Here is a 13,511-nt window from a genome sequence, read left to right on the forward strand (position 1 = left end):
GTTCGGAATGTCGAGCGGATGGGGGAGATGACCGATGACCAAGTCCGACGTCCGGCGCGGATGGCGGCACAAGAGCCGTGCGGTCCTCGCGGCAGCCCTCCTGTTGGTGGCCACGCTCTCCTGTCACGGGGAGCAGCGCGAACGCCACGGCTTCGCGGCGGGGTTCCTCTCCGTGGCGCTCAACACCACGGATCCGGTCACAGCGCGCTATGGCTACTCGTTGGTCGACGTCACGCCCGAACACGTCTCGAAGATCACTACCGATCAGCGTGCCCTGGTGTGGCTCGGCGGGTACGACAAGGCTCGCTGTCGCTGGAAGTGGAGCGACGGCGAGATCAGGACGCGATTCGCGCGGTACGGACTCGCCCGCTCGTCCCGGGTTGCCGGCTATTTCGTGGCGGATGAGCCCAACACGGACCTCAACTGCCCAAGGGCTGCGGCCGAGGTCCGCGCCCGGTCGGCTCTGGTGCGCTCCCTCGATCGGGACACCGACCACTTCACGCTGGTGAACGTGGACGATCCGAACCAGTTCGCGGCGTTCCGCGGCGCGACGGATGTGATGAGTGTCGATGTGTATCCATGTCTGGTGGCCAGGCCGTGCGACTGGTCGAAGATCCCGCGGGCTTTGTCCCGGTTGCGCGCCGCGGGAGTCACCCGCTACATGGGCATGCTCCAGGCGTTCTCCTATGCGCAGTGGCGTTGGCCCACGGCCGACGAACTGACCGGGATGATCGCGCAGTGGCAGCGCTCCCGCTGGCTGGGTCAGCTGACGTTCTCCTGGCACTACAAGGGCGGCGAACTGACTGACCACCCGGAGCTGCTCCGTGTGCTGAAGAGGCTGAATGAGGCACCGCACGGACTCTTCCCACTTCCCTGAGCTCAACGGTCACGGGGGGCGCGGCCAAATCTGTACGTTTACGTCGTATATATACAGATTCGACCCTCTTGGGGGTGCCGTCAACCCGTCCGGGCGATCAGCGTCAGCGATGACCCCGGACCGCCCGGATTGACCGCGCTGTCCTGAGGGGAGAAGATGTACGTATACGGCGTAAATATACGCCGAATGCCCTATCGTCCTGCTGGGGATTGAAGGGAGGGAGAGGGTTCCTCTCCGGTCATGAGCACACCCATCGAGGCCTACGCCCTCCTCAGTGACCTGGAAACAGCCGCCATGGTCGGCCGGGATGGCTCCATCGACTGGCTCTGTCTGCCCCGCTTCGACTCCCCCGCCTGCCTGGCCGCGCTGCTCGGCACGCCGGGCAACGGGTTCTGGCGGGTCGCCCCCGTCGGCGGCGGTCCCTGCGCGCACCGGTCGTACCGGCGCGACACGCTCGTCCTGGACTCGCGGTGGGAGACCCCGACGGGGGTGGTGCGGGTCACGGACTTCATGCCGCCGCGGGCGGGGGTGCCTTGTCTGGTCCGGGTGGTGGAGGGACTCTCGGGCTCCGTGTCCATGCGCAGCGAGCTGCGGCTGCGCTTCCACCAGGGTCGGGTCGTGCCCTGGGTCCGGGCCGTCGATCAGTGCGCGGTGGCGGTCGCCGGCCCGGACGCCGTGTGGCTGGGCGCCGACGGGGCCGTACGGGAACCGGGCGGCGTCGACGCCACGGTCTACGACTTCACCGTCTCGGCCGGACGGCGACTCGCGCTGACGCTGGCGTGGTCGCCCTCGCACCTGCCCGAACCGCCCGCGCCGCTGAGCCTCCCGGCCGAGACGCTGCTCAAGGAGACGGCCGACTACTGGCGGACCTGGACCGCCCAGTGCTGCTACGAAGGGCCGTGGCGGGACGCCGTGGTGCGGTCACTGATCACCTTGAAGGCGCTCATCTACGCCCCCACGGGCGGCATCGTGGCAGCCCCCACCACCTCGCTGCCCGGCTGCATCGGCGGCGAGCGCAACTGGGACTACCGGTACTGCTGGCTGCGCGACTCCACCTTCGCCCAGTCCTGCCTCCTGCACAGCGGTTACCGGGAGGAGGCGACGGCCTGGCTGGACTGGCTGGTGCGGGCCATCGCCGGCAACCCGTGCGATCTGCAGACCGTGTACGGCGTCGGCGGACAGCGCCTGCTGCCCGAGACCGAGGCGCCCTGGCTGGCCGGCTACGAGGGCTCGCGGCCCGTCCGCTTCGGCAACTCCGCGGCGAACCAGTTCCAGCTGGACGTGTACGGCGAGGTCCTCGACACCTTCTGGCTGTCGCTGCGCGCCGGCATCCCGATGCCGGCCCATGTGTGGCATCTGGTGGAGGCCATGATGGGCTATCTGCAGCGGCACTGGCGCGAACCGGACCAGGGGCTGTGGCAAATGCGGGGCCCGCGGCGGCAGTTCGTGCACTCCAAGGTCATGGCCTGGGTGGCCGCCGACCGCGCTCTGCGGATGGGGGAGCTGCTCGGCCGCAACGGCTCCTCCGGCGAATGGCGCGCCATGCGGGACGAGGTGCACCGCCAGGTCTGCCAGGAGGGCTGGGACCCCGGACAGTGCAGCTTCGTGCAGTCCTACGGCTCGTCGGCGCTGGACGCGTCGGTCCTGCTGATGCCACGGTTCGGCTTCCTGCCCGCCCACGACCAGCGGATGCGCGGCACCGTCCGCGCGATGAGCCGGCTCGATCTACGGGGCTTCGTACGGCGCTACGCGTCGGACGGCGACGGCGTCCATGAAGTGGACGGTGTGCACGGCTCGGAAGGCGCCTTCGTGTCCTGCTCCCTCTGGTACGCGGACGCCCTTGCCGCGACCGGCCACGTCGAACAGGCCCGGGACCTCTTCGAGCGCGTGCTCGCCGTGCGCAACGACGTCGGCCTGCTCTCGGAGCAGTGGGATCCCGACGCGGGCCGTCAACTGGGCAACGCCCCCAAGGCGTTCAGCCACATCGCCCTGGTGGAGACCGCGTTCGCCCTCAGAGCTTCGGGTCCGGGCGCCGCTCGGCGCCCGCGTACCCGTTCGGGTTGAGCCGCTGGAAGCGCCACGCGTCCCGGCACATGTCCGCAAGGGTTCGGGTGGGCCGCCAGCCCCAGGCGCGACTGACGGCGCTCGCGTCGGCGACGAGTGTGGCGACGTCTCCGGGACGGCGCGGCCCGACTTCGTACGGAATGGGCTTGGCGCTGGCCTCGGAGAACGCGTCGATCACATCCAGGACCGAAATGCCCCGCCCCAGGCCGAGGTTGAACACATGCATGCCAGGGGCGTCGGCGAGGTGGTCGAGCGCGATGCGGTGCGCCTCGACGGTGTCCATGACGTGGATGTAGTCCCGGACCGCCGTGCCGTCAGGGGTGGGGTAGTCACCGCCGAACACCTGCAGCCGCTTGCTGTGGCCGAGGGCGACCTGCGCCACGCGCGGCATGAGGTTGTCGGGGGCGCCCTGCGGGTCCTCGCCGAGCAGTCCGCTGGGATGCGCGCCGGCCGGATTGAAGTAGCGCAGGCACAGCACCGTGTACTCGGGGCGGCGCCGGCACACATCGGCGAGGACCTGCTCGCAGACACGCTTCGAAGCCGCATAGGGGTTGGTCGGACTTGCCGGGGTCGATTCGGCGAGTGGGCCCGCGCCCGCGTCGCCGTAGACCGAGCACGAGGAGGAGAACACGAGCCGGTGGACTTCGTGCTCGTGCATCGTGCGCAGCAGGGAGGTGGTGCCGCCCACGTTGGTGTCGTAGTACTCGACCGGCGACTCGACCGATCCGCTCACGGACTTGAGCGCGGCGAGGTGCATGACGGCGTCCACGGGATGCCGGTCGAAGACGGCCGACAGGGCGCGCCGGTCCCGTATGTCCAGTTCGTAGACGGCCCCGACGAACCGGCCCGCGATCCGCTCCACCCGCGCGAAGACATGGGGTGTGCTGTTGGCGTAGTCGTCGACCACGATCACCTCGTAACCATGGTCGAGGAGCTCGACGCAGGCGTGGCTGCCGAGGAACCCGGCGCCGCCGGTGACGAGGACGGTGGAGGGAGCCCAGGAGGGTGCGGCCCCCGGGCGTGCACGCGCTCGCCGGTACTTGTCCACGGTTCCTCGTCGGGCGGGAGGAGAAGGACGTCGTATGTTTACGGCGTATACCCAAGACAGTGCACTTTCCGGCCCCGGGAGTCAAGAGCGCCGGTTCACGGCCTGACCAGCAGCTGGAAGTCGAACGCGTAGCGGGACGCGCGGTAGATGTGCGTCCCGTACTCGACCGGTCGCCCGGTGTCGTCGTACGCCGTGCGCTGCATGGTGAGCACGGCCGCGCCCTCCTCCTCGTCGAGGCGGACGGCCTCCTCGGCGGTGGCGGAGCGGGCGCCGATGGTCTGGTGGGCGCTGTGCAGGGTGATGCCGGCGGTGCGCATCATCCGGTACAGGCCGGTCGCCTCCAGGCGGGCGGAGTCGAGCTCCAGCAGGGTCGCGGGGAGGTAGTTGCACAGCAGGGCGACCGGCTGGCCGTGGGTGAGGCGCAGCCGCTCCAGGGCGATCACCTCGCTGCCCTCCGCGATGCCGAGCGCGGCCGCGACGTCCGGGGAAGCCGGCTCGCGCTCGTTGCGCACCACCTGAGTGCTGGGGCCCTGCCCGGCCGACTCCAGGTCGTCGTAGAGGCTGCTGAGCTCCAGCGGGCGCTTGACCTGGCTGTGCACCACCTGAGTGCCGACCCCTCGGCGGCGCACCAGCAGCCCCTTGTCGACCAGGGACTGGATGGCCTGGCGGACGGTGGGTCTGGACAGGCCCAGGCGCGTCGAGAGGTCGATCTCGTTGCCCAGGAGGTTGCCCGGGGCGAGCGCTCCGTGCTCGATCGCCGCCTCCAGCTGCTGGGCCAGCTGGTAGTACAGCGGCACCGGACTGCCCCGGTCCAGGGCGAAGTCCAGCGAGTCGACAGCGGCCGTCGCGGCACGTGTGGTGCCGCCGGTCCTCGCCATGGGCGTACCTCCCTCTGAGTGCTGACGAAACGTCAGGAGTGGCTGGGGAAACCGAGGTTGATGCCCGCGTCGGCCGGGTCCGGCCAGCGCGTGGTGATCACCTTTCCCTGTGTGTAGAAGGCGATGCCGTCGCCTCCGTAGATGTGCAGATCGCCGAAGAGGGAGTCCTTCCAGCCGCCGAAGGAGTGGTAGCCGACGGGCACCGGGATCGGCACGTTCACGCCGACCATGCCCGCCTTGACCTCCAGCTGGAAGCGGCGGGCGGCGCCGCCGTCCCGGGTGAAGATCGCGGTGCCGTTGCCCCAGCGGGAGTCGTTGATCAGCTTGATGGCCTCGTCGTACGAGTCGGCACGGACGACGGCCAGGACCGGGCCGAAGATCTCGTCACGGTAGGCGTCCGCCGTCAGCGGCACCTTGTCCAGCAGTGATACGCCGATGAAGAAGCCGTCCGCGCACTCGGGGTGTCCCTCGACCGTGTGGCCGGTGCCGTCCACCACGACCTCCGCGCCCTGCTCGGCGGCCGAGGTCACGTACGACGCCACCTTGTCGCGGTGCTCGCGGGTGATCAGCGGGCCCATCTCGGAGGACGGGTCGTTGCCGGGGCCGATCTTCAGGTTCTTCGCACGCTCGGCGATCTTGGCGACCAGTTCGTCGCCTGTGTCGCCGACCGCGACCACGACGGAGACGGCCATGCAGCGCTCGCCCGCCGAGCCGTACGCCGCGTTGATCGCCTGGTCGGCGGCGAAGTCCAGGTCGGCGTCGGGCAGGACGAGCATGTGGTTCTTCGCGCCCCCCAGGGCCTGGACGCGCTTGCCGTGTTCGACCGCCTTGAGCTGGATGTACTTGGCGATCGGGGTCGAGCCGACGAAGGAGACGGCTTCGATGTCCGGGTGCTCCAGCAGGCGGTCGACGGCCACCTTGTCGCCCTGCACGATGTTCAGGACGCCGTCCGGCAGGCCCGCCTCGGCGGCCAGTTCGGCCAGGCGGAAGGAGGCCGAGGGGTCCTTCTCGCTCGGCTTGAGCACGAAGGTGTTGCCGCACGCGATGGCCAGCGGGAACATCCACATCGGCACCATGGCCGGGAAGTTGAACGGCGTGATGCCCGCGACCACGCCCAGCGGCTGCCGGATCGAGGCGACGTCCACGCGGGTGGAGACCTGCGTCGACAGCTCGCCCTTCAGCTGCACGCTGATCCCGCAGGCCAGCTCGACGATCTCCATGCCGCGCGCGACCTCGCCGAGGGCGTCGGAGTGCACCTTGCCGTGCTCGGCGGTGATCAGCTCGGCGATCTCGTCGCGGTGGGCGTCGAGGAGCTCGCGGTACTTGAACAGGATCGCGGTGCGCTTGGCCAGCGAGGAGGCGCCCCAGGTCTCGAAGGCGGTCTTCGCGGAGGCGACGGCGGCGTCCACCTCGTCGACGGTCGCGAATCCGACCTGCTTCTCCTGTGCGCCGGTCGCCGGGTTGTATACGGCGCCGTGGCGGCCGGAGGCGGACTCGACGGGCTTGCCGTCGATCCAGTGGGTGATGGTCTTCATGGTGCGGGGGCCTTTCACAAAGGGGTCGTGCGTGGGGAGGTCAGAGGTGGCGGCGCTGCCCGGCGACCTGCCGGTCGTACTCCTCGCGGGCCTGTACGGCGGCCTCGCGGGACGCGGTCTCGGCGACCGGAACGTCCCACCAGGCCTCGGCCGGGGGAGCGGCCGGGCCGGCGGTGTCGGTCTCGACGTAGACGCAGGTCGGGCGGTCGGAGGCGCGGGCCGCGGTGAGCGCCTCGCGCAGTTCGCGGACCGTCTTGGCGCGCAGTACGTCCATGCCGAGGCTGCCCGCGTTGGCGGCCAGGTCGACGGGGAGGGGGGCGCCGGAGAAGGTTCCGTCGGCCGCCCGGTAGCGGTAGGCGGTGCCGAAGCGCTCGCCGCCGACCGATTCGGAGAGGCCGCCGATGGAGGCGTAGCCGTGGTTCTGGATGAGGACGAGGTTGACGGGCAGGCCCTCCTGGACGGCCGTGACGATCTCGGTCGGCATCATGAGGTACGTGCCGTCGCCGACCAGGGACCACACCGGGGTGCCGGGGGCGGCCTGCTGGACGCCGATGCCGGCCGGGATCTCGTAGCCCATGCAGGAGTAGCCGTACTCCAGGTGGTACTGGCGCCGGCTGCGGGCCCGCCAGAGCTTGTGCAGGTCGCCGGGGAGCGAACCGGCCGCGTTGATCACCACGTCCTCGTCGCCGACCACCGCGTCCAGGGCGCCGAGCACCTGGGTCTGGGTGGGTACCGCGTTCTCGTCGGCGGCGGTGAAAGCGGCGTCGACCACCTGCTCCCAGCGTTCCTTGCCGGTGCGGTACTCGGCCTCGTAAACCGAGTTCACACGGTGACCGGCGAGGGCCTCCGTCAACGCTGTGAGCCCCGCACGCGCATCGCACACCACGGTCCGCGCCGCCAGCTTGTGAGCGTCGAACGCGGCGATGTTGAGGTTGACGAACCGGACCTCCGGCCGCTGGAAGAGCGTGTTGGAGGCGGTGGTGAAGTCCGTGTAGCGCGTTCCCACCCCGATGATCAGGTCGGCCGTACGGGCGATGTCGTCGCAGACCGCCGTGCCGGTGTGCCCGATGCCGCCGAGGTCGGCGGGGTGGTCGTGGCGCAGCGAGCCCTTGCCGGCCTGGGTCGAGGCGACCGGGATACCGGTGGCGTCCACCAGCGCCTCGAGCGCGTCCTCGGCCTGGCTGTGGTGGATGCCGCCGCCCGCGACGATCAGCGGCCGCTCGGCCGCGCGGATCGCCGCCACCGCCTCCGCCAACTCGTACGGATCGGGAGCCGGCCGCCGCACATGCCACACACGCTCGGCGAAGAACTCCTCCGGCCAGTCGTACGCCTCCGCCTGCACGTCCTGGGGAAGAGCCAGAGTCACGGCACCGGTCTCGGCCGGGTCGGCGAGCACCCGCATGGCGTTGAGGGCCGAGGGGATCAGGGCCTCGGGGCGCGTGATGCGGTCGAAGTAGCGGGAGACGGGGCGCAGGGTGTCGTTCACGGACACGTCCGCCTCGGTCGGATGCTCCAGCTGCTGCAGCAGCGGGTCGGCGACCCGGGTGGCGAAGTAGTCGCCCGGCAGCAGCAGGACCGGCAGACGGTTGATGGTGGCGAGCGCGGCGCCGGTGACCAGGTTGGTGGCGCCCGGGCCGATGGACGTCGTCACCGCCTGCGCGGACAGGCGGTCGAGCTGGCGGGCGTAGCCCACGGCCGCGTGCACCATGGCCTGCTCGTTGCGGCCCTGGTGGTACGGCATCGTCTCCTCGCCCGCCTCCAGCAGGGCCTGGCCGATCCCGGCGACGTTGCCATGGCCGAAGATCCCCCAGGTGCCCGCGATCAGCCGCCGGCGCACGCCATCGCGCTCGGTGTACTGGACCGACAGGAACTGCACCAGGGCCTGAGCGACGGTCAGGCGGCGGGTGGTGGTGCTCATCAGGACTTCTCCGGGGCCGTGTAGAGGGGGAGGCGGGGGTCGACGGGCTGCTCGGGCCAGGTGGAGCGGACCCAGGCGTGATCAGGGTGGTCGCAGATCAGCCAGGCACGCTCGGGCTCCGGGCCCGCCATGACGTTGAGGTAGTACATGTCGTGGCCGGGCACGGCCATGGAGGGTCCGTGCCAGCCGTCGGGGATCAGCACGACGTCACCGCCGCGCACCTCGGCCAGCACATCCGTGTTGCGGCCCTGCCCGGAGGGGGAGACCCGCTGGTAGCCGAGACCGGGGATGCCGTCGTGGGCGGCGAACTCGAAGTAGTAGATCTCTTCGAGGACCGATTCCTCGCCCGGCCGGTGCTCGTCGTGCTTGTGCGGCGGGAACGACGACCAGTTGCCGCCCGGCGTGATCACCTCGACCGCGATGAGCTTGTCGCACTCGAAACCCTGTCCATCAGCGCCTCCGGCGCGGGCTGCCGCGCCGAAGTTGTTGACCTGGCGGGAGGAGTTCCCGGTGCCGCGCAGCTCCACCGGTACGGAGGAGGCGGGGCCGTAGCGGGCGGGCAGCCGACGGGTGCAGCGCGCGCCGGTGAGGGCGAACCGTCCACCGCCGGCGGAGGTGACCGTCGTACGGGCGTCCCTTGGTACGTACGCGAAGTCGCTGACGGCGCTGAACACGCTGTCCCGGCCGGTGAGTTCGAAGGTGTCGTGGCCGAAGTCGTCGGCGGCCGCGACCGTGCAGCCGCCGCTGAGCGGCAGCACGATCCACTCGCTGTCGCCGGTGTCGAAGGTGTGCGCGCCGCCCGGCGGCAGCTCCAGCACACGCAGGCTGGAGTAACCCCAGCCGGCCTTCTCCGGGGTGACGTCCACGACGTAGGGGCCGCCGAGGGCCTTTCCGGCGGGCAGGTGGTAGGTCATAGGGCACTCCTCCGTATCACGAGCCACGTCACAGCAGTCCTACGGCCGTGTCGACCGCCGTCTCCACACTGCCCTCCGCCGGGTAGAGCAGCGACCGCCCGACGACCATGCCCTGCACGGTCGGCAGTCTGAGGGCCTTGCGCCAGCGCTCGTACGCACCCTCCTGATCCTCGCCCACCTCGCCGCCGAGCAGCACGGTCGGCAGGGTGGAGGTCTCCAGCACCTCGCCCATGTCGTCCGGGTCGTCGGTGACGGGCAGCTTCAGCCAGGTGTAGGCGGAGGTGCCGCCCAGACCTGCGGCGATCGCGATGGACTTCGTGACGGCCTCGGCGGACAGGTCGTTGCTGACCCGGCCGTCGATCCGGCGGGAGATGAACGGCTCGACGAACAGCGGCAGCCGGTGGGCCGCCATGTCGTCGATCGCGCGGGCCGTGGACTCCAGCGTGGTCAGTGAGCCCGGGTCGTCGTAGTCGATGCGCAGCAGCAGCTTGCCCGCGTCGAAACGGAGCCGGGCGATGTCCTCGGCGCGGTGGCCGGTGAAGCGGTCGTCCATCTCGAAGACGGCGCCCGCGAGGCCCCCGCGGTTCATGGACCCCATGACGACCTTGTTCTCCAGCACCCCGAGCAGGAGGAGGTCCTCCAGGATGTCGGCGGTGGCCAGCACCCCGTCCACACCCGGCCGCGACAGCGCGACGCACAGGCGCTCCAGCAGATCGGCGCGGCCGGCCATGGCCAGCCGCCGGTCGCCGACGCCGAGGGCGCCGCGGGCCGGGTGGTCGGCAGCCACGATCATCAGGCGGCCGCTGTCGCCGATGAGCGGGCGGCGCGTGCGCCGGGCGGCCGCCTCGGCGATCGCCTCGGGATGGCGGGCCCTGACCGAGACGAGGTCCGGGAGGCTGAGGGACAAGGGGAAGCTCCGTTTCAGAGGGTGGCTCGCGCGAGGAGGTCCTCGACCTCGGCCTCGGTGGGCATCGCGGAGGAACAGGCGAGACGGGAGGCGACGAGGGCGCCGGCCGCGTTGGCGTACCGCATGATTTCGGCCAACTCCCAGCCGGCCAGCAGGCCGTGCACCAGGGAGCCGCCGAAGGCGTCGCCCGCGCCGAGACCGTTGGCCACCTCCACCGGTACCGGCGGTACCTCGGCGCTGGTGCCGTCGCGGTGCACCGCGAGGACGCCCTTGGGGCCCTGCTTGACGACCGCCAGTTCCACGCCCGCCTCCAGCAGCGCCTCGGCGCAGGCCCGGGGCTCGCGGACGCCGGTGGCGACCTCGCACTCGTCGAGGTTGCCGACCGCGACGGTGACGTGTCGCAGGGCCTCCGCGTAGTACGGGCGGGCCTCCTCCGGGTCGCGCCAGAACATGGGGCGCCAGTCGAGGTCGAAGACCGTCGTACCGGCCTTGTCGCGCGCCTTGAGGGCGGCGAGCGTGGCGGAGCGGCTGGGCTCCTCGCTCAGACCGGTCCCGGTGATCCAGAAGACCCGGCTCGCCCGGATGGCGAAGTAGTCCAGCTCCTCGGAATGTATCTCCAGGTCAGGAGCCTTAGGCTGCCGGTAGAAATACAGAGGGAAGTCATCCGGAGGGAAGATCTCGCAGAAGGTCACCGGTGTCGGGTACGCGGCGACGGGCGCGACCCAGCGATCGTCGACGCCGAACTCCTTCAGTGCCTCGTGCAGATAGGCGCCGAAGGGGTCGTCCCCGGTGCGGGTGATCACCGCGGTGTTCCGGCCGAGCCGGGCGGCGGCGACCGCCACGTTGGCGGCCGAACCGCCGAGGAACTTGCCGAAGGTCTCGACCCGGGCCAGGGGCACCCCTGACTGCAGCGGGTAGAGATCGACTCCGATACGGCCCATAGTGATCAAGTCGAAGGACTGGTCTGACTCGGCCATGCGCGACGCTCCTCGAGCTGGTCTGGGGATGCGGGTCCCAGAGGGCCTGCCGCCCCACAGGTGTAGGCCTCGGAGGGTGACGCTGTCAATAGTTTGTACTTACATTCGGACTAGCTCGTGAAATGATGTCTTAACAAAGTATTGACAGCGGGCCCGGCCAGGGGTTTGATCCCGTCCCAGGCCGACCGCCGCGTTTGCGGCAGACGACCCGGGCATGCCAAGATCCCGGGCCCCTGGATCTTCGTGATCCCTTCTCCCTTTCCCCCGCAACGCACAGTGAGGTGCCAGGAAAGATGGACCGCTCTTCTCACCCCCGCTCCCGCAGAATCGCCCCCGTCATCGCGGTGGCCGCGGCGGCTGCCCTCACCCTCGCCGGCTGCTCCAGCAGCTCCGGGGGCAAGAAGTCCGAGGAGGGTGGCGCCAACGCATCGGCCGGCAAGGCCACCACGCCTCGGATGACGGTCGCGTTCGTGACGCACGCGCCCTCCGGCGACACGTTCTGGGACATCGTCCGCAAGGGCGCCGAGGCCGCCGCGGCCAAGGACAACATCAAGCTCGACTACACGTCCGACCCGAACGCGGGCAACCAGGCCACCCTGGTGCAGAACGCGATCGACAAGAAGGTCGACGGCATCGCGGTCACCCTGGCCAAGCCGGACGCCCTCAAGAGCGTTCTGGCCAAGGCGGAAGGGTCGAAGATACCCGTGGTCGGCCTCAACTCCGGTGTGAGCGACTGGAAGAAGCTGGGCCTGCTGGAGTTCTTCGGCCAGGACGAGACGGTCGCGGGCGAGGCGCTCGGCAACCGGCTGAACCAGGTCGGCTCCAAGACGGCCGTCTGCGTGATCCACGAGCAGGGCAACATCGGCCTGACACAGCGCTGCGACGGTGTGAAGAAGACCTTCTCCGGCAAGCTGGAGACCGTGTTCGTCAACGGCACCGACCAGCCGTCCGTGAAGTCGACGATCATTGCCAAGCTCAAGCAGGACAGCGCGATCGACCACGTCATCACGCTCGGCGCCCAGACCGCTCTGACCGCCGTTCAGGCCGTGTCCGAGGGCGGCAGCAAGGCCAAGGTCGCCACCTTCGACCTCAACAAGGACCTGACCGGCGCGATCAGCAAGGGCTCCATCGAGTTCGCCGTCGACCAGCAGCCCTACCTCCAGGGCTACTTGGCGGTCGATGCCCTGTGGCTCTACAAGAACAACGGCAACTACAGCGGTGGTGGTCAGCAGCCGGTGCTGACCGGTCCGGCCTTCGTCGACAAGTCCAACGTCGCGAGCGTCGCCAAGTTCGCCGCGAACGGAACCCGGTGATCAGTATGACCCAGCACGCCGAGCCGGCGGTGACCACACCGCCGGCCTCCGGCCCGAAGGAAACCGACGGCCGGACCGCTCAACGCCCCCTGGTGACCCGTCTGTTGGCCCGTCCCGACGTCGGCGTCTTCCTCGGCGCGGTCGCGGTCTACGTGTTCTTCCTGATCGCCGCCCCGCCGGTGCGCGACAGCGACTCGATGGCCAATATCCTCTACCAGTCCTCCACCATCGGCATCATGGCCCTGCCGGTCGCCCTGCTGATGATCGGCGGCGAGTTCGATCTGTCCGCGGGCGTCGCGGTGATCACCTCCGCGCTGACCGCGTCCATGCTCAGCTACCAGCTCACCCTGAACGTGTGGGTGGGTGTGCTGGTCGCGCTGATCGTGTCGCTGGCGGTCGGGGCGTTCAACGGCTGGATGGTCGTCAGGACCGGACTGCCCAGCTTCCTGGTCACCCTGGGCACCTTCCTGATCCTGCAGGGCGCCAACCTCGCCGTGACCAAGTTGGTGACCACGAACGTGGCCACCGACGACATCAGCAACATGGACGGCTTCGACCAGGCCAAGAAGATTTTCGCCTCGTCGTTCAGCCTGGGCGGCGTCCAGGTGAAGATCACCATCGTGTGGTGGCTGGTCTTCGCCGCCATCGCCACCTGGGTGCTGCTGCGCACCAAGTACGGCAACTGGACCTTCGCGGTCGGCGGCAACAAGGAGAGCGCGCGAGCCGTGGGTGTGCCCGTGGCGTTCACCAAGATCTCCCTGTTCATGCTGGTCGGCTTCGGCGCCTGGTTCGTCGGCATGCACCAGCTGTTCTCCTTCAACACCGTGCAGTCCGGCGAGGGCGTCGGCCAGGAGCTGATCTACATCTCGGCGGCGGTGATCGGCGGCTGCCTGCTGACCGGCGGTGCCGGCAGCGCGATCGGCCCGGTCTTCGGCGCGTTCATGTTCGGCATGGTGCAGCAGGGCATCGTCTACGCGGGCTGGAACCCCGACTGGTTCAAGGCCTTCCTCGGCGTGATGCTGCTCGGCGCCGTCCTGATCAATCTGTGGGTCCAGCGCACCGCGACCCGGAGGTGACACC

11 protein-coding genes are annotated in these 13,511 nt (G+C 69.9%); 4 read left to right on the forward strand and 7 right to left on the reverse strand.

Annotated elements, in window-relative coordinates; genetic code table 11:
- The first annotated feature begins 34 nt into the window (after positions 1 to 34).
- Positions 35 to 877, forward strand: a complete 843-nt coding sequence (locus ACIBW9_RS17845) for a hypothetical protein (RefSeq protein WP_398955964.1) — start codon at positions 35 to 37, stop codon at positions 875 to 877.
- A gap of 240 nt (positions 878 to 1,117) precedes the next feature.
- The gene (locus ACIBW9_RS17850) at positions 1,118 to 2,941 is read left to right on the forward strand and encodes a glycoside hydrolase family 15 protein (RefSeq protein ID WP_398955966.1); all 1,824 of its coding nucleotides are present in this window, start codon (positions 1,118 to 1,120) and stop codon (positions 2,939 to 2,941) included.
- Here ACIBW9_RS17850 and galE read toward each other — a convergent pair.
- The 7 genes from galE to iolC all read right to left on the reverse strand — a co-directional run bounded on the left by galE (position 2,889) and on the right by iolC (position 11,118).
- Entirely contained in the window at positions 2,889 to 3,989 is a 1,101-nt protein-coding gene (gene galE / locus ACIBW9_RS17855) for a UDP-glucose 4-epimerase GalE (protein WP_398955968.1), read from the reverse strand. The genes ACIBW9_RS17850 and galE overlap by 53 nt on opposite strands.
- Positions 3,990 to 4,084: 95 nt before the next feature.
- Entirely contained in the window at positions 4,085 to 4,867 is a 783-nt protein-coding gene (locus ACIBW9_RS17860) for a GntR family transcriptional regulator (protein ID WP_398955971.1), read from the reverse strand.
- A gap of 32 nt (positions 4,868 to 4,899) precedes the next feature.
- Entirely contained in the window at positions 4,900 to 6,402 is a 1,503-nt protein-coding gene (locus ACIBW9_RS17865; protein WP_398955973.1) for a CoA-acylating methylmalonate-semialdehyde dehydrogenase, read from the reverse strand.
- A 40-nt stretch (positions 6,403 to 6,442) separates the two neighbouring features.
- The gene (gene iolD / locus ACIBW9_RS17870; RefSeq protein ID WP_398955975.1) at positions 6,443 to 8,320 is read right to left on the reverse strand and encodes a 3D-(3,5/4)-trihydroxycyclohexane-1,2-dione acylhydrolase (decyclizing); all 1,878 of its coding nucleotides are present in this window, start codon (positions 8,318 to 8,320) and stop codon (positions 6,443 to 6,445) included.
- Positions 8,320 to 9,234 carry a 5-deoxy-glucuronate isomerase gene (iolB, locus tag ACIBW9_RS17875; protein WP_398955977.1) on the reverse strand — a complete coding sequence of 305 codons (915 nt, stop codon included), beginning with the start codon at positions 9,232 to 9,234 and terminating at the stop codon, positions 8,320 to 8,322. The genes iolD and iolB overlap by 1 nt, the downstream gene beginning before the upstream one ends.
- A gap of 28 nt (positions 9,235 to 9,262) precedes the next feature.
- Positions 9,263 to 10,141, reverse strand: a complete 879-nt coding sequence (locus tag ACIBW9_RS17880; protein WP_398955979.1) for a deoxyribose-phosphate aldolase — start codon at positions 10,139 to 10,141, stop codon at positions 9,263 to 9,265.
- Between the two features lie 14 nt (positions 10,142 to 10,155).
- Entirely contained in the window at positions 10,156 to 11,118 is a 963-nt protein-coding gene (gene iolC / locus ACIBW9_RS17885; protein ID WP_398955981.1) for a 5-dehydro-2-deoxygluconokinase, read from the reverse strand.
- Between the two features lie 293 nt (positions 11,119 to 11,411).
- Between iolC and ACIBW9_RS17890 the strand changes: the two genes are divergently transcribed.
- Positions 11,412 to 12,431, forward strand: coding sequence for a sugar ABC transporter substrate-binding protein (locus tag ACIBW9_RS17890; RefSeq protein WP_398955983.1), 1,020 nt, complete (start codon positions 11,412 to 11,414; stop codon positions 12,429 to 12,431).
- A complete protein-coding gene (locus ACIBW9_RS17895; protein WP_398956487.1) occupies positions 12,431 to 13,507 on the forward strand; it encodes an ABC transporter permease in 1,077 nt (358 codons plus the stop codon). Before ACIBW9_RS17890 ends, ACIBW9_RS17895 begins: the two co-directional genes overlap by 1 nt.
- The last annotated feature ends 4 nt before the right edge of the window (positions 13,508 to 13,511 follow it).

Origin of the sequence: Streptomyces sp. NPDC049541 (genome assembly GCF_044465725.1) — a bacterium.
GTDB lineage: Bacteria > Actinomycetota > Actinomycetes > Streptomycetales > Streptomycetaceae > Streptomyces.

Bases quoted from the DNA above. Each gene is read 5' to 3' on its own strand.
- iolC (WP_398955981.1), bottom strand. From the start codon at position 11,118: ATGGCCGAGTCAGACCAGTCCTTCGACTTGATCACTATGGGCCGTATC.
- iolB (WP_398955977.1), bottom strand. From the start codon at position 9,234: ATGACCTACCACCTGCCCGCCGGAAAGGCCCTCGGCGGCCCCTACGTC.
- ACIBW9_RS17890 (WP_398955983.1), top strand. From the start codon at position 11,412: ATGGACCGCTCTTCTCACCCCCGCTCCCGCAGAATCGCCCCCGTCATC.
- ACIBW9_RS17850 (WP_398955966.1), top strand. From the start codon at position 1,118: ATGAGCACACCCATCGAGGCCTACGCCCTCCTCAGTGACCTGGAAACA.
- ACIBW9_RS17845 (WP_398955964.1), top strand. From the start codon at position 35: ATGACCAAGTCCGACGTCCGGCGCGGATGGCGGCACAAGAGCCGTGCG.
- ACIBW9_RS17860 (WP_398955971.1), bottom strand. From the start codon at position 4,867: ATGGCGAGGACCGGCGGCACCACACGTGCCGCGACGGCCGCTGTCGAC.
- iolD (WP_398955975.1), bottom strand. From the start codon at position 8,320: ATGAGCACCACCACCCGCCGCCTGACCGTCGCTCAGGCCCTGGTGCAG.
- ACIBW9_RS17865 (WP_398955973.1), bottom strand. From the start codon at position 6,402: ATGAAGACCATCACCCACTGGATCGACGGCAAGCCCGTCGAGTCCGCC.